Here is a 23,248-nt window from a genome sequence, read left to right on the forward strand (position 1 = left end):
GAAATGAGGAGGACAAAAGATGGAGTTTAATGCGTATTCCATGTTGGTGGATTTCATGTGGGCAGGTATTTTCCTGTTTGTGGCGAAAATGCTGAGGGAAAAAATCAAGATTCTGCAGAGCCTGTTTGTTCCGGTCAGTCTGCTGGCTGGATTTATCGGGCTTGCCTTAGGACAGAATGGTTTTGGAATTATCAGTTTTTCTTCACAGTTTGGTTCTTATGCAGGTCTGCTGATTATTGCAGTATTTGTATCAATTGGGCTGAGGGGCTTTAATTTTTCAGCTGGTGGCTGGAAAACAAATTTTGATCGGATTGGCAGCTACTACTGCTTCCGCAATATTGGCTGGGCGTTTCAGTATGCAATGCCGATTATTTTTGCAATGGTAGTCCTGAAAATGTTTGCTCCTGATTTAAATCCGGCATTTGGAATGTTGATTCCTGCAGGCTTTCAGGGAGGTCATGGTACAGCAGCAGCACTTGGCGCGACACTCGGCACACTTGGATGGGAAGATGCAACGGATCTGGCGATGACAAGTGCAACGGTGGGTATTTTAACCGGTATTTTTGGTGGAATTATTTTGATCAAACTTGGAACAAAAAGAAACTATACTAAGTTTGTAAAAGATTTCAGCCAGCTTCCTAACGATATGCGCACGGGACTCATTGAAGAAGGAAAACGCCCGGTATTAGGCGAAGAAACCGTTTCACCGATGGCAATTGATCCGCTGGCATGGCATCTTCTTCTGATTCTGATTCCAACCGGTATTGGATATCTTTTAACAAATGTAATTCAGGGAGCAACCGGACTTGGCGTTCCGAGTTTCTCTGTCGGCTTCCTGGTAGCAATTGTATTTCATTTTGTATTAAAAGGAATAAAAGCCGATAAATATGTAGATAACCGCATCATTTCCCGTATGGGAAGCTGTGCAACTGATTTCCTTGTATTTTTCGGTGTGGCATCAATTAAGATTCCGGTTGTTATTGAGTACGCAGTTCCGTTTGGTCTGCTGATGTTATTTGGAATTGTCTGGGTTGTATTCCACTTTACAGTGATTGCGCCGAGACTCTTAAAACAGGAGTGGTTTGAGAGAGGTATCTATGTATATGGTTACTCGACCGGTGTAACAGCAATCGGCATGGCACTTTTAAGAATTGTAGATCCGGAGAATAAGAGCTGTACACTGGATGATGCAGCAATTGTAACACCGATTGAGTCAATTATTGAAATTTTTGCATTAGCGGCAGTTCCGGTTGCCTGTGTTCAGGGAAACTGGATTGCAGCTGTAACACCAATTTTGATTTACCTGGCAGCGCTTTGCATTGTCCCAGTTGTCTTCAAATGGTGGCATAAACATCCAGGTAAAGCATGGGATGAAAGTGAGCTTTAGGGAAAGAAAAAAGATATAAATGTAATCTGTAAATAAGCGGGCACTGTGAAATCTGATAGAGTGAAGGTTTTTGCAGTGCCTTTGTGTGTAGAGAGGAGGAACAACTGGATGATAAAGATAAGGCGGGAACAGATTGCAGGAATGAATATGCACTATAAATACAGAACTTTGGATTATTTCTTTAAAACGCAGCAGGCTCTCGGAATAAAAAATATAGAGTTTTGGTGTGCAAGACCGCATTTCCTGCTAGATGATTATGGGTTTGAGGATGCGGCTGAATTAAAAAAGAATGCAGCGGATTATGGATTGACAATCGGAGCTTTTTCACCGGAGTGTACGATTTATAATTATGCACTTTGCTGTCATGATGAGACGGCAAGAAAGCATTCAATCGGATATTTTGAAAATGGAATCCGTGCAGCGGCAGAAGCTGGTGCGAAAGTGATGGTACTCAATTGCTGCGGTGGTGCAAGAAATGAAGATCCGAGACGTATTTTTGAACGTGCGGTTCAAACCTTGCGTCGGCTTTCAAAAACGGCTGCGGAAGAGGGGGTTGTTCTTGCAGTGGAAACAGTACGGCCAGAAGACGCAACGGTTACTAATATGCTTCCAGAACTAAAAAAACTTTTGGAGTCGGTTAATGAGCCACAGATACAGGCTGCCCTGAATTTGACGAGTGCTGGAGTGGCAGGAGAGTCGATGAAAGACTGGTTTGAAGCATTTGGAGACAAAATATACCATATCCGTTTTGTGGATGGACGTCCGCAGGGATGCCTTGCATGGGGAGATGGTTTGAGACCGTTAGAGGATCAATTGATTTGTCTGGATCAGTACAAATATAAAGGATTGCTAAGCCTGGCACTGAATGATGCACGCTACCTGGAGGATCCGGCTGCAGCCGATCGGCAGAATATGCGTGAATTAGAACCGTTTATAATGGATTAATGGAGTAATTGTATGAGGAGGAAGCGAAAATGAAAATAGTTGATTTTGATAAACTTTCGGTATTGAATCTTCATTATTGCCAATATACGTTGGATTATTTCCTGGATTGTATGCAGGAACTGGGAATCAAAAATGTAGAATTGCTGGGAGGGCATCAAGGACTTTGGCTGGATCCAAAGGAATATCAGGATCCGGAGCCGGTTCGTAAAAAATTAAAGGAACACGGCTTGAAGTGTCCAGTATTTACACCACAGAATTGCCGGTTTGGTTACCAATTTGGTGTAAAAGAACCAGAACTGAGAGAAAAAACATTCGGATTTTTTGCAAATGCGATACGTCTGGGAGCTGCGCTGGGGGCAGACAAGATGGAAGCAAATTCTGGATGGGGTTACTGGGATGAAGCGGAGGAGGATGGATTGAAACGGGCAGCTGAGATGCATCAGAGACTTTGTGAGGTCGCAGAGGAAAATGGCGTGACAATTGTGGCAGAGTCTTTACGGCCGCAGGAATCAAGAATTGGGTATAGTTTGCGGCAAATGAAACAGTTATTTGATTTAGTCGATCATCCGCGCTTTAAAGTTATGATTGATTTGACAGCAATGTCGGTTTCTGGTGAAACGATTCAGCAGTGGTTTGATGTTTTTGGAAAGGAAAACATTGTACATGCACATTTTCAGGATTGTGATCCCTATGGGCATTACATCTGGGGTGAAGGGAAGAGAAACTTAAGAAAAGATTTAGAGGACATGGTAAAAAATGGATATGAGGGATATTTTACGCAGGAACTGACAGCACCGGCGTATTACCTGGATCCATTTCGTTATGACAAAAGAAATGTGCAGAATTTGAGAATGTACATGGAATAGAGGAGAGAAAGAATATGTGGACAGATGAATTATTTCATGTAAAAAAACCGATCATTGCACTGTTGCATTTGCGGGCGCTGCCGGGGGATCCTCTGTATGAAAAAGATGCAACGATGGGAGAGGTAATTGAAAAGGCAGCCAGAGAGCTTCAGGCGCTCCAGGAGGGAGGAGTAGATGGAATTTTGATTGCCAATGAATTCAGCCTTCCGTATGAAAAAAAGGTTTCCTACGTAACTGTGGCAGCGATGGGACGGATTGTGGGAGAATTAAAAAAAGAGATAAAAGTTCCATTTGGTGTCAATATTGTTTCTAATCCATTGGCGACGATCGATTTGGCAGCAGCAGTCGAGGCAGATTTTGTAAGAAGTACATTTACGGGTGCCTATATAGGTGAAAATGGAATTACAGATACGAATATTCCAGAAGTCTTGCGTAGAAAAAAAGCACTTGGACTAGATAAAATGAAATTGCTATATAAGGTAAATCCAGAGTCGGATGTATATCTAGCAGAGAGAAGTCTGGAAAAAATAACAAAATCCATGATTTTTCATTGCTTTCCAGATGGTCTTTGTGTTTCTGGAAGTAGTGCTGGTCAGGAAACGGATTCAAGTTTGGTACGCAGGGTCAAGGCAGTTTCTGGATTTGTTCCTGTTTTCTGTAATACAGGGTGTACGAAGGAAAATGTGGTTGAAAAACTTAGTGAATGTGATGGCGCCTGTGTAGGGACTGCTTTTAAGAAAGATGGTAAATTTGAGAATTTTGTTGAAAAACAGAGAGTCATGGAGTTTATGGATGTAGTTAAGGCGTATCGCTGTACAATGGAAGAAGGCGTATAGACGTTGCATTATTTTTTAGGAATTGATGTTGGTACATATTCAAGTAAAGGAGTTCTAACAGATGAGTCTGGAAAGGTGGTAAGTCGGGCAGTTACTCATCACGGAATGGAAAATCCAGAACCTGGTTATTATGAGCAGGACGCGGATAAGGTATGGTGGAATGATTTTTGCATTTTGTCAAAAATGCTCTTACAGCAGAGTGGTGTAGAACCAGAAAAAATTGCTTGTGTAGGGGGAAGCACATTGGGAGCAGATTGCCTTCCAGTTGATAAGGACGGGCATCCTTTACGAAAAGCAATTTTATATGGTATTGATGCACGTTGCGTGGAAGAAATGGAGTATCTCTCACAGTATTATGGCACAGAAAAAGTAAAAAAACTATTTGGACGTCCAATTTGCAGTGGAGATGTATCTGCTAAAATTTTATGGATAAAAAATCATGAACCAGAGGTATATAGACGCACACACAAGTTTTTGACAGGTTCTTCTTATCTAACATTTAAACTAACTGGAAAATATGTAATAGATACATTTTTGGGGATGGCTTCATTTCGTCCGCTGTATTATCCGGATGGGAGCATCCATAAAGAAATGTGTAAACCGATTTGTATGCCGGAGCAGTTGGCAGAAGGAATGCCGGTTACCCATATTTGTGGAACGGTAACAAAGCAGGCAGCTAAGGAGACAGGACTCAAAGAAGGAACGCCAGTTATTACTGGAACTGGAGATTCAGCAGCTGAGGCAATCAGTGTAGGAGTACTTGCACCAGGCGATCTGATGGTACAGTTTGGATCGTCCTTATTTTTCTATTGTTGTGCAGATCGGCTGATTCAGGATGAGCGAGTGCGCGGAAATCCATTTTTAATTCCAGAAACTTATAGTGTAGCAGCAGGAACTAATAATGGAGGCACACTTCAAAAATGGTATTTGGAACAGTTATTTTCTGAATGCTTGGAAAAGGAAAAAACACCAGGATTGAATGCATATGAAGAAATGATGAAAGGAATTTCTGAGATTGCACCCGGATCGGATGGTTTGATAACTTTACCCTACTTTGCGGGAGAAAGGACACCGCTGAATGATCCAGACGCAAGAGGAATGATTGTGGGACTTTCATTGAGCCATACAAAAAGACATTTGTATCGCTCGGCACTGGAAGGAATTGGGTATTCAGTTGCACAGCATATTGACATATTCCGTGAAAATGGTTTGCCTGTAAAACGGATTGCAGCGGCGGGGGGAGGAACGAAAAACGCAGTTTGGATGCAGATGGTGGCGGATATAGCAGGGGTATCGTTAGAAACACCAAAGGAAGACATAGGGGCAGCTTATGGAGATGCACTGATGGCAGCGATTGGAGTCGGATTCTACCAAGGTTTTTCAGATTTGCGCCAAGTAATCCAAAAGAAATGTATTTATAAGCCGGATTTAGAGAGGCATGAGTTATACAAGCCATTTAGAAAGCTATTTGATGAATTATATAGGTGTAATCAGGAAATATTACATAGTTTATCTAAGCATAACAAGTAAATAAAAGATATGGAAAGGCTTTTTGACTGTAATCATTGATATTACAATTGAAAAGCTTTTTCATTTATAGGTTCCCGATAATGTGTAAAAATGAAATTCAATCAATCGGGCAGAATATATGTTCGAAATTCCGCACTTTCCTTGCAATGAAAACTGTGCTATGGTATACTGAAAAGAAGATTTGGAGGCATTTTGAAGCGTTCTTTTTTTGTTTGAACCAGATCTTGAACCAGTGAGAAAAGAAAGGAATTTACCGTGATTTCGTATGTAAAAGGCATCCTGGCGGAGAAAGCAAAGGACCGTATCGTGGTCGAGTCCGGCATGATGGGGATCGGGATTTTTGTCCCGATGTCGGTGCTGGAAGTTTTACCGCCGCTCGGGGAAGAGGTAAAGATATATACGCACCTGCAGGTGCGGGAGGATGATATGAGCCTGTACGGCTTTTTAAGCCGTTCGGATCTGGAGATGTTCCGCCAGCTTCTGGGGGTCAACGGCATTGGTCCGAAGGGGGCACTTGGCATCTTGTCGGCGCTGCGTCCGGAGGATCTGCGTCTTGCGGTTATGACTGGGGATGCGAAGGCGATCTCCCGTGCACCGGGCGTTGGGGCAAAGACGGCACAGCGGATCATTCTCGATTTGAAGGATAAAGTACAGGCAGAGGATCTGCTGACACCGCTGTTAGATGGCAGTGCGGCGGTTTCGCCGGCTGCGGGGAACGGGCTTTCAGGCAATGCGGTGAAGGAAGCCGTGGAGGCGCTGGTGGCGCTGGGATATACGAATGCCGAGGCGGTGAAGGCGGTCAAGAGCGCCAATGTGACGGAAGAGATGGATTCCGAGGCGGTATTGAAGGCATCACTGAAATATCTGGCGTTTTTGTAAAACAACCTATGTGTCGGACATTCGAAATTGCAGGATCATAAAAAATAGTGGTGCTTGTGCGTCAGATGAAAATTTGGAATGTGTGGCAGATATGAGAAAATGGAACTGTCATGGCTTAATTGAATGAGAGAGAAAAACAGGAAAGACAGGAAACAAGTATGAGCAGAAGGACGATTACAACCGAGGTGACGGAGGAGGATAAGCGGATTGAGGGAAGTCTCCGCCCGCAGACCTTAGACGAATATATCGGTCAGGAGCGGATCAAATCGACGTTAAAGGTATTTATCCATGCGGCGAAATCCCGCGGCGAGGCGCTTGACCATGTTCTTTTCTATGGACCGCCGGGATTGGGAAAGACGACACTTAGCGGCATTATCGCCAATGAGATGGGAACCCGTATGAAGGTTACTTCCGGTCCGGCAATCGAGAAACCAGGGGAGATTGCGGCGATTCTCAACGGGCTCCAGGAGGGAGACGTCCTCTTTGTGGATGAGATTCACCGCTTAAACCGCCAGGTGGAAGAGGTGCTTTATCCGGCGATGGAGGACTATGCGATCGATATCATGTTGGGAAAAGATTCGACGGCGCGCTCGATTCGTCTGGATCTGCCGAAATTTACGCTGGTAGGCGCGACGACACGCGCGGGGCTTCTGACGGCGCCGCTGCGCGACCGCTTCGGCATCGTGCAGAAGATGGATTTTTATACGCCTGAAGAGCTGCAGACGATTGTCCTGCGGACGGCGGGAGTTCTGAATGTGGAGATTGATAAGACGGGCGCCTATGAGATTGCGAGACGTTCGAGAGGAACGCCGCGTCTGGCAAACCGCCTGTTAAAACGTGTGAGGGACTTTGCACAGGTCAAGTACAACGGCGTGATTACGAAAGAAGTCGCGGATTTTGCACTGGATATCCTTGATGTGGACAAGCTGGGACTTGACAACAACGACCGTGCGATCTTACATATGATTATCGACAAGTTTTCCGGCGGTCCGGTCGGACTGGAGACGCTGGCGGCAGCGCTGGGCGAGGATGCTGGGACACTGGAAGATGTGTATGAACCGTATCTTCTGATGAACGGTCTGCTCAACCGGACTCCGCGTGGGCGGATGGCGACCGAAGCAGCGTATCGGCATCTCGGGTATACCTGGAATCAAGCAAAAAACGGTATTTCTGAGATTTGATATTTGATTGATTTGAAGGTGGTATTTCTGTGTGGGTGACGTGACAACGTCGAACCATATTTATTATAGATAGAAAGAAGAGAATGCGATGGCAAAACAGTATATAGATGTATTAATTGATGGAAAAGTGTATAGCCTGGGCGGCAGTGAGACGGAAGGATATGTACAGCAGATTGCCACGTATCTGAATGGGAAGATTTTCCAGCTCAAGGCGCAGCCGGGATTTTTAAAAATGCCGGAAGACTACCAGAGTATTATGACTTATCTGAATCTGGCGGATGATTATTTTAAAGAAAAAGAGAGTGCGAAGGCACTTGCATCTGACAAAGAGAGCATGGAAAAAGAGACATACCGTCTGAAACATGAGATGGTCAGCACCCAGATGAAACTCGAGAGTCTCCGCAATGAGCGCACCGTCAGCGAGGAAGAACTGGAGACGGCAAAGAAGGCGGCAAAAGAGGCAGCTGAGCAGGCGGAAGCTGCTAAAAATGAGGTACAGGCACAGATCGAGCGTGTGAAAAAAGAAGCGCAGGAGCAGATCGAGGCTGTGAAGAAAACAGCACAGGAACAGGTTGAGTCTGCAAGAAAAGAAGCGCAGGGGCAGATCGAGGCTGTGAAGAAAACAGCACAGGAACAGGTTGAGTCTGCAAGAAAAGAAGCGCAGGGGCAGATCGAGGCTGTGAAGAAAACAGCACAGGAACAGGTTGAGTCTGCAAGAAAAGAAGCGCAGGGGCAGATCGAGGCTGTGAAGAAAACAGCACAGGAACAGGTTGAGTCTGCAAGAAAAGAAGCGCAGGGGCAGATCGAGGCTGTGAAGAAAACAGCACAGGAACAGGTTGAGTCTGCAAGAAAAGAAGCGCAGGGGCAGATCGAGGCTGTGAAGAAAACAGCACAGGAACAGGTTGAGTCTGCAAGAAAAGAAGCGCAGGGGCAGATCGAGGCTGTGAAGAAAACAGCACAGGAACAGGTTGAGTCTGCAAGAAAAGAAGCGCAGGGGCAGATCGAGGCTGTGAAGAAAACAGCACAGGAACAGGTTGAGTCTGCAAGAAAAGAAGCGCAGGGGCAGATCGAGGCTGTGAAGAAAACAGCACAGGAACAGGTTGAGTCTGCAAGAAAAGAAGCGCAGGGGCAGATCGAGGCTGTGAAGAAAACAGCACAGGAACAGGTTGAGTCTGCAAGAAAAGAAGCGCAGGGACAGATCGAGGCTGTGAAGAAAACAGCACAGGAACAGGTTGAGTCTGCAAGAAAAGAAGCGCAGGAGCAGATTGAACGTGCGAAGAGAGAGGTACAGGATCGCGTGGAATCCGCGGAAAAAGCAGCCCAGGATCGCGCTGCCAGGGCGGAGCAGACAGCCCGGGAGCAGGCAGAAGCTGCAAAGAAAGAGGCATTGGAACAGATTGCGGATGCAAAGAAGGAAGCAAACGATTTCCGTGGAGAAGCAGAGGTTTGGAAACAGGAGGCAGAAGATCAGCGTCTGGCGGTCGAGTCATCCCAGAGTGAAATCGCTTCTTTGCAGGACAAGCTGGAGATTTTCAAACAACAGCTTGAAGAAGCAAGACAGGCGGCGACAGCTGTGCAGACGGAAAAATCGCAGCTGGAAGCACGTCTGATGCAGACGGAACAGGAAAAACAAAGTGTAAAAGAGCAGCTGAGCCAGCTGGAGCAGGAAAAACAGACGATAAAGAAAGATCTGGAAGAGAGCCTCCAGGAGGCAGGGGCAGCACGTGAGGAACTGGCAGCTGTCCGTCAGGCACAGGTGGAGGCATATATGAAGCGGAAGCCATTTCCCAAGAGACAGGGAACGGTGGAACTGAAAGATGCAATTCTGCGGTTATAATGGGTGAAATGATATGAAAAAAAAGGTGGAAATTCTGGCACCGGCGGGTTCCTTCGATAGCATGAAAGCGGCGGTTGCTGCGGGGGCGGACGCAGTCTATATGGGCGGCAGCCGTTTCGGAGCCAGGGCATATGCGGAAAATCCGGATGAAACGGGGATGCTGGAAGCGATCAACTACGTGCATCTGCATGGGCGCCAGCTTTATATGACGGTCAATACGCTGGTAAAGGAAGACGAGATGGATGACTTATACGACTATCTGCTTCCGTATTACCAGGCGGGACTGGATGCCGTGATCGTGCAGGACATGGGCGTATTTTCTTATATCCGGGAGCATTTTCCGGATTTGCCGGTTCATGCGAGCACACAGATGACGATTACCGGACCGGAGGGCGCGGCGCTTATGACTAGAATGGGCGCGGTCCGCATCGTCACAGCGCGTGAACTTTCATTGGAAGAGATACGCCGCATTTATCAGGAGACGGGCGTGGAGATAGAGAGCTTTGTTCACGGGGCTCTCTGTTACTGTTATTCGGGACAATGCCTGTTCAGCAGCCTGATCGGCGGCAGAAGCGGCAACCGGGGACGATGCGCTCAGACCTGCCGGCTTCCGTTTGATGTCCTTCGGCGGCTGGATGAGAACAACCCGAATGAAAACAAAAAACAAAAGAAAGAAAATGGCGTGTTAAATCCGGGCGATTCCAAGTATGTGCTCAGTCTCAAGGATCTTTGTACGCTGGATATTTTGCCGGATATTCTGGAAGCAGGCGTTTATTCCTTGAAAATCGAGGGACGCATGAAGAGTCCGCGCTATACGGCAGGCGTGGTGCGCCTGTACCGGAAATATGTAGATTTATATTTAAAGAATGGCAGAAAAGGTTACCGGGTTGACCCGAAAGACCGGAAGGAGCTGCTGGATCTGTTTGACCGCGGCGGTCAGACGTTAGGCTATTATACCGAGCACAATGGACGCGATATGGTGGTCTGCCATGAGAAACCGGCATTCCGCCAGGAAAACCGGGAACTTTACCAGTATCTGGACAAAACGTATGTGGAAGCAGAGGTGAAAGAACCGGTTCAGGGGTTTGCGCGTGTCTGTGAAGGCGAACCGCTGCAGCTGACGCTTCAATACGAAGATCCGCTGACGGGAGAAAGCCGGATGGCAGGCGGAATCGGAGCAGTTGTCCAGACGGCAGTGAAACAGCCGATGAGCAAGGAACGGATTGAGAAACAGCTCGGAAAAACGGGAAATACGCCGTATTATTTTGAAAATCTGGATGTGGAGACAGGCGGCAGCCCCTTTGTGCCGGTGCAGGAGTTAAATGAACTCCGCCGCTCTGCGTTTGAGCAGCTGACCGAGGAGATACTGCGTCCATACCGCCGGGAGATACCGGAAAATAGGGCGTGCGGGACAGGAAAAGGATGGCAAAATCCGGAAGAAAAGAATCTGGAAGAAAATAACCAGACAGGTTCGGAATCAGAAAAAACCAGCCCGGCTCAGGACGTTGAACTCACAGCAGATTTACCTGTACAGAGCCAGAAAACGCTGTTTGAGAATAAAAAAGGGAATAAAACAGCTCTGTACCACATCCACGTTTCGGTTGAACACCCGGCACAGTTAAAAGTGGCGTTATCCGTACCGGAAGTCGGAGCCATCTATCTGGATAGTGCTGAATTTGGCGTCGAACAGTGGAACGAATGGGTATCGCGCTGCCATGAGGCAGACAAGCAGTGTCTTTTGGTAATGCCGCATATTTTCCGCGATCGGGCAAAGGAATATTTTGAAACACATCGTTCCAGGCTGGAATCGGCGGGATTTGACGGTCTTGTCATCCGGGCATGGGAAGAGCTGGAACTGGTGCGCGAGTGGAAGATTTCCATCCCGCTTGTGATGGATTATGGTATTTATACGATGAATCACCGGGCGGAGGATTTTGTGCGGGAGATGGCGCCGGAGCTTTCGATGCGTTTTACCCTTCCGGTCGAGCTCAACAGCCGGGAGTTGGAGGCGCGCGACAGCCGGGAACGGGAACTTCTCGTATATGGTTCGATCCCGGTCATGGTAACCGCCCAGTGCATCCGGAAAACAGTGGAAGGATGCAGTAAATGTCCGGAATATCTGTATCTGCGGGATCGCAAAAAGAAGGTATTTCCGGTAAGGAACCAGTGCCGTTTCTGCTGCAATACGATCTACAATTCAAGCCCCCTGTCGCTTTTGAAGGATAAAAAGCAGATAGACCGCCTGCAGCCGGAGGTGCTGCGTCTGGCATTTACGTCGGAGAGTGCGGCACAGACCGGGGAAGTGCTGGATGCCTACGTGAAGACCTTCCTCCATCAGGAACCGGTGGAGCTGGAGGGCGAATTTACAAGAGGTCATTTTAAGAGGGGCGTAGAGTAGCGTGTGTACCGGGAATCTTCCGGGTACACATGAAAAGGAGGATCACCATGATAAATCTTGTGACAACGATGTCCAGGTATCTGATGATATTGCTGATACTGATTTATACATATTATAATTTCCGCTTTTTTTCACTGCCGGATGACGAGTCGAAACTCCGGCTCTGTCGTCTGCAGAATGTACCGCTGTTTTTGATATTTCTTCTGTCGGGTACGATCATTTATCTACAAACCGAGGATGAGGCAGTTGTGCTGTTTTTCGGCGCGCAGCTTGTCTTTTTTGTCCTGTACCAGCTCTTATACCGGCTGTTTTACCGGAATGCGTCGAGACTGTTGCTGAACAACACGTGTATGCTTCTGTGCACCAGTTTTATCATGCTGACGCGCATCTCGATGGACAAGGCGGTCCGCCAGTTTATCATCATGGCAGTTGCGGCGGTTATCACAATGATTATACCATATGTGATAGATAGAACCTGGCAGCTCGCTAAGATACCGTGGGTGTACGGCCTGATAGGTCTGGCGCTGCTGCTGGTTGTCTGTGTGATCGGCAATACCAGCTTCGGCGCGCAGCTTTCGATCAGTATCGGCGGATTTTCGTTCCAGCCGTCCGAGTTTGTTAAGATCAGCTTTGTATTCTTCGTGGCGACGATGTTTTACCGCTCAACGGAGTTTAAAAATGTGGCGATCACGACCGGCGTGGCGGCGGCGCACGTGTTGATTCTGGTGTTATCCAAGGATCTGGGAAGTGCGCTGATTTTTTTCCTCGCCTATGTCCTGATGCTGTTTATTGCAACCTCCAACTGGCTGTATCTGGCAGGCGGTCTTGGAAGCGGCTGTGCGGCTGCGATGCTGGCGTATAAGCTGTTTTCGCATGTGCGTGTCCGCGTGGAAGCATGGCAGGATCCGTGGAGTGACATCGCAGGAAAAGGATATCAGGTTACGCAGGCGCTCTTTGCGATCGGCACAGGCGGCTGGTTTGGCATGGGACTTTACCAGGGGATGCCGAAGAAGATCCCGGTTGTCGAGAAGGACTTCATTTTCGCGGCGATCTCGGAGGAGCTGGGCGGCATCTATGCGCTCTGTATTCTCCTGATCTGTCTGGGTTGCTTCATGCAGTTCATGCTGATTGCGACCCGGATGCAGGCATTATTTTACAAGCTGATCGCGTTTGGTCTGGGAATTGAGTATGTGGTGCAGGTGTTCCTGACGATCGGCGGCGTGACCAAGTTTATTCCGTCCACCGGCGTGACGCTGCCGCTTGTCAGTTATGGAGGCAGTTCGATTCTCAGCACATTTATCCTGTTTGGCGTGATACAGGGACTATATGTTCTGAAACGGAATGAGGAAGAAGAGGAGGAGCAGCAGTTTGATGAGGCAGAAGGATGAAATGGAAAGAACTGAAAATGCGAGAGCGCGTTCAAACCGTCATATTCTGTGGCTGACCTATGGGATTGCGGCGCTCTTTATCGCGATGGCCGTTTATTTTGGCTGGTTTATCCAGTTTAAGAGTGAAAATGTGATCGGCAGCTCTTATAATGCGAGGCTCGATCTCCTCTCAGACCGGGTGACCCGCGGTTCGATTATGAGCAATGATAAAACGGTGCTGGCGCAGACGAACGTTGCAAGTGACGGAAGCGAGAAACGCTATTATCCGTATGATTATCTGTTTGTCCATTCGGTCGGATATTCCGGCAAAAATGGAAAAACAGGTCTGGAGTCGCTGGCGAATTTCTACCTGCTTTCCTCCCATGTGAATCTGATTGAGAAAACGATCAATGAATTTCAGGGGAAGAAAAATCTGGGCGACAATGTGATTACGACGCTCGATGTGGATCTGCAGCAGACGGCATCCGACGCGATCGGAAAACACCGGGGCGCGGTGATTGTCATGGAACCGGATACGGGAAAGATTTTAACGATGGTTTCCCAGCCGAATTTCAATGCGAATCTCGTCGATGAGCGCTGGGCAGAGTTGATATCGCCGGACAATACGAAGGCGCAGTTAGTCAACCGCGCGACGCAGGGCTTATATCCGCCGGGATCGACGTTCAAGATGCTGACGGTGCTGGAATATATGAAAGAGAACCCGAATACCTGGCAGGACTATGTGTATAATTGTAATGGCTCTTACCAGAATGGCGATTATACGATTAAATGTTACCACGGGACGGCACACGGGGCGCAGAACCTGATTCAGGCATTTGCCAATTCCTGCAACGGTGCATTTGCGGAGATTGGAATGCAGATTAATTCAGAAAAATTCCGGGCGCTGGCAAATCAGATGCTCTTTAATTCGGAGCTTCCGTACACACTTCCGTACAACCAGAGCACGTTTTCGCTCGACGGCAGTTCGGATGACTGGGAAAAGCTTCAGACCGCGATCGGACAGGGAAAAACCCAGATTACGCCGCTGCATAACCTGATGATCGTATCGGCGATCGCCAACGGCGGCACGCTGATGAAGCCATATATGATCGATCATGTTGAAAATGTGGGTGGTCAGACGGTCAAGAAGTTCCTTCCGTCCGCCTATGGAACCCTGATGTCTGCGAATGACGCACAGTTTCTAACGCATCTCATGAGCCAGGTGGTCGAGATTGGTACGGGTTCCGCGATGCGGGGGGCATCCTATACGGTGGCCGGAAAAACCGGTTCCGCCGAGTTTGAGGCAGGTAAGGAGACACATTCCTGGTTTGTTGGTTTCGCTCCGGCAGACAAGCCGAAGGTGGCGATCTGCGTGCTGGCAGAAGAGTCCGGTTCCGGCGGTGCGGTCGCTGCGCCGATCGCAAGACAGGTGCTGGATCGGTATTTTGCGAAATATGGGCAGTAGAACAAAGAAAAAAGGGCAGGAAAGCGATTTGAAGCTTTTCCTGCCCTTTTTGTCTCAAATATGCATAGTCACATTTTATTTACACAGCCGTTTCAGATCCCCATAGAATCCCGGATAGGAGATGTTCACGCAGTCTGCATCCAGAATTTCGGTCTCGCCGGAAGCGCCGAGTGCGGCAACGGCGAAGGTCATGGCGATGCGGTGATCCTTCTTGCTGTCGATCACAGCACCGTGCAGCGGCTTGCCGCCGTGGATGATCATGCCATCCTCGGTCTCGGTCACATCCGCGCCCATAGCAGTTAAATTCTCTACCATGACAGCAATGCGGTTTGACTCTTTTACCTTCAGTTCCGCGGCATCGCGTATGACGGTGGTTCCCTCGGCATAGCACGCCATCGCAGCGATCACCGGAAGCTCGTCGATGAGAGTCGGGATGATCGCACCCTCGATCGCGGTTCCAGTCAGCTTACCGGAGCGGACGAGCAGGTCGGCGGTCGGTTCGCCGGAGGCGGTGTTTACATTGAGAAGTTCGACGTCCGCGTTCATCGCCTTGCAGACGCGCAGGATGCCGTCGCGGGTCGGGTTGATACCGACATTTTTAATTAAGATTTCTGAATCCGGTACGATGAGTCCGGCTGCGATAAAAAAGGCAGCGGAGGAGATATCGCCCGGAACCTGAATTTTCTGCCCATAGAACTGTTTTGCCGGCTGTAAAATCGCGGTGGTTCCTTCTGTGTGGATGTCTGCGCCGAATGCGGACAGCATCCGTTCACTGTGATCGCGGGAGATGTACGGTTCGGTCACGCGGGTTTCTCCGTCGGCATACAGACCTGCCAGCAGAATCGAGGATTTGACCTGGGCGGAGGCAACCGGAGAATTATAATGGATGCCGTGCAGCGGTGAGCCGGTGATATGGAGCGGCGCGCAGCCATTTCCATTGACACTCTCGATCTTTGCGCCCATCTGAGAGAGAGGATCGATGATGCGCTTCATCGGACGTTTCTGGATGGAAGCGTCGCCGGTCAGTGTTGTGTCAAATTTCTGGGCCGAGAGAATGCCGGAGATCAGGCGCGTTGTGGTGCCGCTGTTGCCGCAGTCTAAAACGGAGTCTGGGGCAGTCAGCCCGTGCAGTCCACGTCCGTGGACGAGAACGGTCTCGCCCTGATTTTCGATCGAGATTCCCATTTTGGAAAAACAGGAGATCGTGGAGAGACAGTCTGCGCCCTGCAGGAAGCCGTGGATTTCGGTCAGTCCGTCCGCAAGAGCGCCGAACATGACGCTGCGGTGGGAGATGGACTTGTCTCCCGGAACGGTCAGTTCGCCCCGGAGAGAAGATGTATGGGTAAATTTCATTGAGTTCATAGTTGTACCTGCCTAAACATTAATGTTGAAAGTTAAGTTTGAAACATACATTGCAGTCTACGCGAACAGCGTGTAATTGTATTTCTTCAAACGCGCCCACGCCGCTTCCATCGAAGCCTTGTCGTAGAAGCTGATCCGCAGCGCGCCCTCGCCATGCTCACGGTTGTGGCTGATGCCGATATTTTTGATACTGATTCCTTTACCGGAGAGGATCGAGGAAATGATGGAGATAGCACCTGGCTCGTCCACCACGTCGGCGGAGAAGGTGTATTCCGGCTGTATCGATCCTTTTGGAGTTTCTGCAAACGAATTCCGGTAGTCGCGGGAGGACTCAAACAGCTGGTAGATGGCTCTAGACTGGTGGTCGGACAGTTCTTCCCGCAATGTCGTCAGGGAATCAATGTAGCGATCCAGCACCTCAGTGATATTGCCTGTGTTCGTCATGCAGATCTGTTCCCACATGACCGGAGAAGAGGAGGCAATACGGGTGATATCCTTGAAACCTCCGGCAGCCAGCCGTTTCATCATCTGATCCTCGCTGTCGCAGTCGTGTACCAGGTTGACCAGGCTGGAGGCGATGAGGTGCGGCAGATGGCTGATCGCCGCGACAATGAAATCATGACGATGGTAATCCAGCACCAGGGGCAGCGCACCGATCGCCTTTGCCACATCCACCATACGGTCAGTGTGGGAAGCTGGGGTGTGCGGTGTCGGGGTAATGATATAGTATGCATTTTCCAGCAAATGGTCGGTTGAACTCTCGTAGCCGGTCTTTTCCGAGCCAGCCATCGGGTGTCCGCCGACGAAGCAGCTTTCCATGCCAAGCGCGGCAACGGTCTCATGAATGCTGGTCTTGGTGCTTCCGACGTCAGTCACAATCGCGCCTTCCTTTAAGAACGGTCGGATCTGGCGCAGATAGGATTCATTAAATTCAACCGGTGTGCACAGGAAAATGATGTCGCACTCGCTTAAATGCTCGTCCACGCCGTCCAGAATCAGGTCAACAATGCCGTCTGCATGTGCCTGTTCCAATTTTTCGCGGGTCCGCATATAAGCCATGATCTGAATATCCGGTGCGCTGCGTTTCAAACCTCTGGCGATAGAGCCGCCGATCAGACCGAGTCCGATGAAACCGGCGGTAAGATGATTAATCGGTGTATTCATAGCAATTACGCTCTCTTTCATAGGTAGTATAGTAAAAAATGAAACTAGAAATTATTGTAGAATAGAACAAGTCACTTGTCAACGATTTTACGCGTTGAAGTGAAAAAGAAATTTTTTTACATCTGTTTATTACTAAATTTGCGAAAATGCGATTGATTTCACCGCCTTTGAACAGGGAAATTGTCGCATTTTCAATGCTTTTCAAAATAAAACGAATAAATTTTGTATAAAGGTGTTGTTTTGCTTGAAATTTTCTCTATTTTCTTGTACAATATGAAAAGAGGTTAAAATACAAGAAAAAAACATCAAAATAAATAGACGGGAGGACTTAACTATGAACGTGTATGGGACAAAACAAATCCGCAATGTAGTGTTACTGGGGCACGGCGGTGCCGGCAAGACAACGGTAGCAGAGGCGCTGGCACTGGTAACAGGTACTACCAAGAGAATGGGAAAAGTTCCGGAAGGAACCACCATCAGCGATTATGATAAAGAAGAAATCAAGAGACAGTTCTCTATCTCCACCACGCTGATTCCGTTGGAGTATCAGGGAGAAGATGGACCGATCAAGATTAACCTGTTAGATACCCCTGGCTATTTTGATTTTGTGGGAGAAGTAGAGGAAGCTATCAGTGTAGCAGATGCAGCAATCATCGTTGTAAACTGCAAGGCTGGCATCGAAGTCGGAACCGAGAAGGCATGGGAACTCTGTGAAGAGTACAACCTGCCGCGCCTGTTCTTCGTTACCAACATGGATGACGATCAGGCAAGCTTCCGTGAGCTGATCTTAAAACTGGAGAAACAGTTTGGCCGTAAGATCGCGCCGTTCCAGGTGCCGATCCGTGAAAATGAAAAATTTGTCGGCTTTGTCAATGCGGTAAAGATGGAAGGCCGCCGTTTCACCCATTTAAGCGAATATGAGAAATGCGAGATTCCGGAGTACACCAAGAAGAACCTCGGCATCATCCGTGATGCGCTGATCGAGGCAGTGGCAGAGACGAGTGAAGAATATATGGAGCGCTATTTCTCCGGTGAAGAATTTACACAGGAAGAGATCGCACAGGCGCTGCGCGAGCACGTAAGTGAGGGCAACATCGTTCCGGTTATGATGGGTTCCGGTGTCAATGCACAGGGCTTCGCATATTTGCTGCAGGCGATCGATAAATACTTCCCGTCACCGGACAAGTTCGAGTGTGTCGGTGTCGATGTATCGACCGCAGAGCGCTTTACCGCTAAATATAATGACGATGTATCCCTGTCGGCACGTGTTTTCAAGACTGTGGTTGACCCGTTCATCGGCAAATACTCCCTGATGAAGATTTGTACCGGTACCTTAAAACCAGATACCGTTATCTACAATGTAAACAAAGATGCTGAAGAGAAAGTTCAGAAAGTATATGTTCTCCGCGGCAAGGATGTCATCGAGGTTCCGGAATTAAAGGCGGGCGATATCGGCGCGGTTGCCAAATTAAACGTTACTCAGACCGGCGATACCATCGCAGTCCGCACGGCTCCGATTGTATACCACAAACCGAAGATTTCTACCCCGTATACCTACATGGCATACGCAGCTAAGACCAAAGGCGATGAGGACAAGATCTCCAGTGCACTGGCGAAGATGATGGACGAAGATCTGACACTCAGAAGCGTCAGCGATACCGAGAACCGTCAGACCTTACTTTACGGCATCGGCGAGCAGCAGCTCGAAGTTGTTGTCAGCAAGCTGCAGGCAAGATATAAAGTAGACATTGTGCTCAGCAAACCGAAATTTGCATTCCGCGAGACACTTCGCAAGAAAGTAGAAGCACAGGGCAAATATAAGAAACAGTCCGGTGGACATGGACAGTACGGCGATGTTAAGATGTCCTTCGAGCCGTCCGGCGATCTGGAGACACCATATGTATTTGAAGAGAAGGTATTTGGCGGTGCCGTTCCAAAGAACTACTTCCCGGCAGTTGAGAAAGGTGTTCAGGAATGCGTACAGAAGGGTCCGTTGGCTGGATATCCGGTTGTCGGTGTGAAAGCAACCCTGTTAGATGGTTCCTATCATCCGGTTGATTCCTCCGAGATGGCATTCAAGATGGCAGCGACGCTGGCATTCAAGAAAGCGTTCATGGAAGCGAATCCAGTTCTCCTTGAGCCGATCGCATCTCTGAAAGTAACCGTTCCGGATAAATTCACCGGCGACGTTATGGGCGATCTGAACCGCAGAAGAGGTCGTGTTCTCGGTATGAACTCCAACCATCACGGCAAACAGATCATCGAGGCAGATATCCCGATGTCCGAGCTGTTTGGTTATAACACCGACCTTCGTTCCATGACCGGCGGTATCGGTGAATTCTCCTATGAGTTCAGCCGCTACGAGCAGGCTCCGGGCGATGTACAGAAGAGAGAAGTGGAGGCGAGAGCGGCAGAAGCTGAATAATGGCAGATGAAGTGCTTACCGTTTCGGTCAAAAATATGATATTCTTATATAAATAAGCAGAAAACCGCCGCAGGCGGCTGAGTGGATCGATACCGATTCATCAAGGCTGTCAGCGGCGGCTTTCTCTTTCTGGAAGACCTTTCGGATCGATATGGTTATAGGCTGTGCTTGAATTGAACAAAGCGCTGCGAATGTTATCGATGGGACAGGCGAGAGGTTAAGGCAGTGAATGCGGATGCCAAATTGCTACGAATTGCGTTCTTTTGCAATTTTCAAAAAGAAGGCTATAAATTGTAAGAAAATAGAAAAGACTACCCACCTGTAAAAAGGTATAATGTTGCAAAGAGAACAACTTATACAGACAGGTGGGTGGCCTTTTTATGATAGAGAAAAATGAGAAAAGCGGGGAACTCATGGAAGTAAAAGAACAGGCAAAAACAGTTCGGAAACACCCGGAACGGATGATCGTGCGTATCTGGCTGGTGCTGGCGCTTATTTGTCTGCTGGCGGGTCTGATCGCCCAGTATACGTTCCGGCTGAAAGAACCGCTGTTTCTGCACTACAGCCAGTCGGCTTATCTGGGCTGTGGGCTGGACGGAGTAGAAACTTCGGAGGATGGAATCGTTTCATCTGTGTCAAGTGAGGCGCTTGAAGAAGAAAGTACCGATTCCGATGTGAAAGTTGGAGTTTTAGACGAAGGTGTGAAAGACCTGAATGCGGATATGGGATTGGAGAATACAGTGTCTTTGTATGCACTGGGGGAAGAAAGTGTGGATGAGACAGATGAAACTTCGGATGTATGGTATACACAGGTAAATTTTGCCTATCTGACGGATGTGACGGATGAGATCTGTGTGAGAGAAATTCGTTTTTCAGAGTTGCCTGAACTTCAAATGCAGGAAATGCGGGAGACAGTCCAGTCAGCGGGACAGTATGCGCTTCATCGCCTGGATGCTACGCTTTCGATTGAAGATCCGCAGCATAACGGGATCCGTCAGTGGAGAATCCTGACGCGGGCGCAGGTGCTCTATTCAGATGGAAACACAGCGGACGTAAAAATTGGTAATCTGGTACTGATTGCAAATCCGGAGGGCGGGAGCGCCCTGGAAAATCCAAGTTCCAGCGCCAATTCAGATGGAACGGCCACACAGGTTTACACCGTTCAGAAAGATGGAACCATCGAAGTAAAAGGCTGCATTGCGTCAGCCGGGGAGATGGAAAATTTTTCGATGACCTTAAATGGAGAGCCCATCCCAGCCCAAAAAGAAGGGGAAGAGCCGAAACGGATGACAGTAAAAACGGGTGATGTGCTGACGTTCCAGAGCCATTGGATTGGCAAAGAGGAAGACCAGTCGCCGCAGGTATTTCATTCAGGAGTTGCAGTGTTTTCATATATTGGCAAAGATGGCGGGGAGCAGGTTCTTTCATTTGAAAATGAATACAGGAAGAGAAGGGAGCTTCGCTTTATTGATGTGTGGAAATATCTGCTGAAAGAGGAGGCATTTAAGTGAAAACGGGAGATCATAAGATTTTAGCCGGTCTGATTCTTGCTTCGATTCATATTAATCTGTTCCATGTGATGCTGCTGCCGCCCTGCATCGGGTTCCTGATTTTATATATCGGGATTCTCCAGAAAGAGCGGCAGGCTGGATTTTTCCAGATGGATGTAAAAGAGATGAGAGTGTACCGGGCAGCAGGGGCGGCGCTTGTGCTGGTGACTGCTTTTTCTAGCTTCCTGTCCATGTTCTGGAGGCGACCGGACGGAACCATCTGGTCGCTGATTCCGTGTATGCTGGAATATGTGGTGCTCTATGGACTGATGGAAAGCTACACCGCAGGTTCGCCCAGACATTCCTATCACTCCGAACTGTGCTGTGGATATGCTATGGTAATGGGAGCAGCACTGTGTGGGTACGCAGTCAGCCTGATTCTGCATATCGCGCTGTGGCAGCTCTTTGCGTCTATGATTATTCTGGTCTGCCGGTTTATGGTGGTTATGGTTGTTATAGGGGCGAAGAAAGAGGCATAAAAAATAAAAAGCCGTAATCAGATATACTCGCCCATGGGATTAAACTCATGAGCGAAAGTATAAGGTTACGGCTTTTCTATGTTGAAAATTCTGGTTTTCAAATAATCAAAGATAACATGGAATGTTGATGTTTCGGTTCCGATGTATCTTTCCAATTTTTATTTAAAATTCTCCTCCGCATACCGGCGCAGCTCATCACGGAAATCCGGGTGTGCGATGGCGATCATGGCATCCGCTCGTTCTTTTAAGGTAAGCCCGGTCAGTTTTGCGATACCGTATTCGGTCGCCACGTACTGAATCATGGTACGCGGTGCAGATACGGTGCTGCCGCCCGGAATGAACGGTACGATGTTGGATTTTAAGGAGCCATCCTTTTTCTTGTGGGTGGAAGCAAGGCAGATAAAGCCCTTGCCTCCCTCGGAGCGGAATGCGCCCTCCAGGAAATCCATCTGTCCGCCGATACCGGAGAGCTGTCGGGTGCCGGCAGACTCGGCATTTTCCTGTCCCATCAGATCCAGCTCGACACCACCGTTGATACTGATGACATTTTTCATCTCACCGATGCGGTACGGGGAGTGGACGTAATCGACGTCAGCCGGATGGAAGAGCTGCGGCTCATTATCCAGCCAGTCATATAATTCCTGAGAGCCCATGGCAAGGTTCCAGGTAGAATAACCGTTGTCAATTTCCTTCTTCTTGTTGGTCAGCTTGCCAGCCTTATAGAGGGCTAAAAAAGCATCGCTGATGGTGCCGGTGTGGCAGCCGAGGTCGGTTTTGTCGGACTGTGCCAGCATATTGGCAACGGTAAACGGAACGCCGCCGACGCCCAGGGAAAGGACAGCGCCGTCCGGGATCTCCTCAACGACACGTTTGGCAATTTCAATATCAACGGCGCTCGGATCGCGGTAGGTGCGGATCGGAAGCGGCTCATGCTCGCCCTCGACGATGAAATCTGCCTCTGAGAGGTGGACACGGTGGGAACCATCGACGCCCTGTAAGCGCGGGAGGCGCTCATTGATCTCGAAGATGACGGTGCGCGCATTCTCAAAGATGGTGCGCCATGCATAGTTGGAAATACCCAGTCCGCAGTAGCCGTCCGCATCCGGTCTGGAAACCGGTACAAAGGCAACATCCACGCGAATGTGGTGGCGGTACATTTCCGGCAGGGAACGCAGCATCATCGGCATAAACTTGCAGAGCCCACGGGTCTGCAGCTTGCGCTCATAATCGCCGATGTGCCAGCTGTAGTAGCTGAATGCTTTCTGCTCCGGGTCGCTTTCGACAACCTCGATGCGCGGGCGGATGACTAAACCGCCGCGGATCTTGACATCGGTCAGCTCATCCCTGCGTGCTGCCAGCGCACGGTCGAGAAGCTCCGGAAATCCAGCACCAAAGCCATAATCCACCCAGTCGCCCGGTTGAACGGCCTTGACGGCGGTCTCAGCACTTACAAATTTGCCTGCGTAATTGTTAGACATAGTAAAAATCCTCCATCGGTATGAAATTCATAATTTTCTAGTTTCCATCATATCCCAGAAAGCGCTTTTTTGCAACTTCCAAAGACAATTCCAAAAGAC

17 protein-coding genes are annotated in these 23,248 nt (G+C 48.7%); 14 read left to right on the forward strand and 3 right to left on the reverse strand.

The features are described from left to right. Positions 1 to 19: 19 nt before the first annotated feature. The 11 genes from DXB70_RS06675 to DXB70_RS06725 all read left to right on the forward strand — a co-directional run bounded on the left by DXB70_RS06675 (position 20) and on the right by DXB70_RS06725 (position 14,691). Positions 20 to 1,387, forward strand: a complete 1,368-nt coding sequence (locus tag DXB70_RS06675) for a sodium:glutamate symporter (protein ID WP_117794985.1) — start codon at positions 20 to 22, stop codon at positions 1,385 to 1,387. 45 nt (positions 1,388 to 1,432) lie between these two features. Continuing rightward, on the forward strand, positions 1,433 to 2,332 hold the full coding sequence (locus tag DXB70_RS06680; RefSeq protein ID WP_147354047.1) for a sugar phosphate isomerase/epimerase family protein: 900 nt from the start codon (positions 1,433 to 1,435) through the stop codon (positions 2,330 to 2,332). A gap of 29 nt (positions 2,333 to 2,361) precedes the next feature. Further along, on the forward strand, positions 2,362 to 3,198 hold the full coding sequence (locus DXB70_RS06685; RefSeq protein ID WP_118672930.1) for a sugar phosphate isomerase/epimerase family protein: 837 nt from the start codon (positions 2,362 to 2,364) through the stop codon (positions 3,196 to 3,198). 14 nt (positions 3,199 to 3,212) lie between these two features. Continuing rightward, positions 3,213 to 4,034: a BtpA/SgcQ family protein gene (locus DXB70_RS06690; protein ID WP_118672931.1), complete on the forward strand. Its 822-nt coding sequence runs from the start codon at positions 3,213 to 3,215 to the stop codon at positions 4,032 to 4,034. 3 nt (positions 4,035 to 4,037) lie between these two features. After that, entirely contained in the window at positions 4,038 to 5,564 is a 1,527-nt protein-coding gene (locus DXB70_RS06695) for an FGGY-family carbohydrate kinase (protein ID WP_118672932.1), read from the forward strand. 255 nt (positions 5,565 to 5,819) lie between these two features. Beyond that, positions 5,820 to 6,443: a Holliday junction branch migration protein RuvA gene (ruvA, locus tag DXB70_RS06700; RefSeq protein ID WP_022360178.1), complete on the forward strand. Its 624-nt coding sequence runs from the start codon at positions 5,820 to 5,822 to the stop codon at positions 6,441 to 6,443. A 158-nt stretch (positions 6,444 to 6,601) separates the two neighbouring features. Continuing rightward, positions 6,602 to 7,624, forward strand: a complete 1,023-nt coding sequence (gene ruvB, locus DXB70_RS06705) for a Holliday junction branch migration DNA helicase RuvB (RefSeq protein ID WP_117794997.1) — start codon at positions 6,602 to 6,604, stop codon at positions 7,622 to 7,624. Positions 7,625 to 7,712: 88 nt separating this feature from the next. After that, entirely contained in the window at positions 7,713 to 9,461 is a 1,749-nt protein-coding gene (gene zapA / locus DXB70_RS14150) for a cell division protein ZapA (protein ID WP_182448426.1), read from the forward strand. 13 nt (positions 9,462 to 9,474) lie between these two features. Next, positions 9,475 to 11,859 carry a DUF3656 domain-containing protein gene (locus tag DXB70_RS06715; RefSeq protein WP_118672933.1) on the forward strand — a complete coding sequence of 795 codons (2,385 nt, stop codon included), beginning with the start codon at positions 9,475 to 9,477 and terminating at the stop codon, positions 11,857 to 11,859. Positions 11,860 to 11,906: 47 nt separating this feature from the next. Continuing rightward, positions 11,907 to 13,247, forward strand: a complete 1,341-nt coding sequence (locus DXB70_RS06720) for an FtsW/RodA/SpoVE family cell cycle protein (RefSeq protein ID WP_117795001.1) — start codon at positions 11,907 to 11,909, stop codon at positions 13,245 to 13,247. A 1-nt stretch (position 13,248) separates the two neighbouring features. Beyond that, positions 13,249 to 14,691, forward strand: coding sequence for a penicillin-binding transpeptidase domain-containing protein (locus DXB70_RS06725; protein WP_337551082.1), 1,443 nt, complete (start codon positions 13,249 to 13,251; stop codon positions 14,689 to 14,691). A 75-nt stretch (positions 14,692 to 14,766) separates the two neighbouring features. On the opposite strand, the gene aroA is transcribed toward DXB70_RS06725, so the two are convergent. Both aroA and DXB70_RS06735 read right to left on the reverse strand, forming a co-directional pair. After that, entirely contained in the window at positions 14,767 to 16,044 is a 1,278-nt protein-coding gene (aroA, locus tag DXB70_RS06730; RefSeq protein WP_118673042.1) for a 3-phosphoshikimate 1-carboxyvinyltransferase, read from the reverse strand. Positions 16,045 to 16,110: 66 nt separating this feature from the next. Beyond that, on the reverse strand, positions 16,111 to 17,217 hold the full coding sequence (locus DXB70_RS06735; RefSeq protein WP_118523852.1) for a prephenate dehydrogenase: 1,107 nt from the start codon (positions 17,215 to 17,217) through the stop codon (positions 16,111 to 16,113). Between the two features lie 334 nt (positions 17,218 to 17,551). Here DXB70_RS06735 and DXB70_RS06740 point away from each other — a divergent pair, with 334 nt between their 5' ends. The 3 genes from DXB70_RS06740 to DXB70_RS06750 all read left to right on the forward strand — a co-directional run bounded on the left by DXB70_RS06740 (position 17,552) and on the right by DXB70_RS06750 (position 21,671). Beyond that, positions 17,552 to 19,642 carry an elongation factor G gene (locus tag DXB70_RS06740; protein WP_118672935.1) on the forward strand — a complete coding sequence of 697 codons (2,091 nt, stop codon included), beginning with the start codon at positions 17,552 to 17,554 and terminating at the stop codon, positions 19,640 to 19,642. Between the two features lie 380 nt (positions 19,643 to 20,022). Continuing rightward, on the forward strand, positions 20,023 to 21,153 hold the full coding sequence (locus tag DXB70_RS06745; RefSeq protein ID WP_118672936.1) for a hypothetical protein: 1,131 nt from the start codon (positions 20,023 to 20,025) through the stop codon (positions 21,151 to 21,153). Continuing rightward, on the forward strand, positions 21,150 to 21,671 hold the full coding sequence (locus DXB70_RS06750) for a hypothetical protein (RefSeq protein ID WP_107001643.1): 522 nt from the start codon (positions 21,150 to 21,152) through the stop codon (positions 21,669 to 21,671). The genes DXB70_RS06745 and DXB70_RS06750 overlap by 4 nt, the downstream gene beginning before the upstream one ends. 158 nt (positions 21,672 to 21,829) lie before the next feature. Here DXB70_RS06750 and DXB70_RS06755 read toward each other — a convergent pair whose 3' ends face one another. Beyond that, positions 21,830 to 23,149, reverse strand: a complete 1,320-nt coding sequence (locus DXB70_RS06755; RefSeq protein ID WP_022360166.1) for an acetyl-CoA hydrolase/transferase C-terminal domain-containing protein — start codon at positions 23,147 to 23,149, stop codon at positions 21,830 to 21,832. Between the last annotated feature and the right edge of the window lie 99 nt (positions 23,150 to 23,248).

The sequence above is a fragment of the Clostridium sp. OM05-5BH genome, assembly GCF_003481505.1.
GTDB lineage: Bacteria > Bacillota > Clostridia > Lachnospirales > Lachnospiraceae > Otoolea > Otoolea fessa.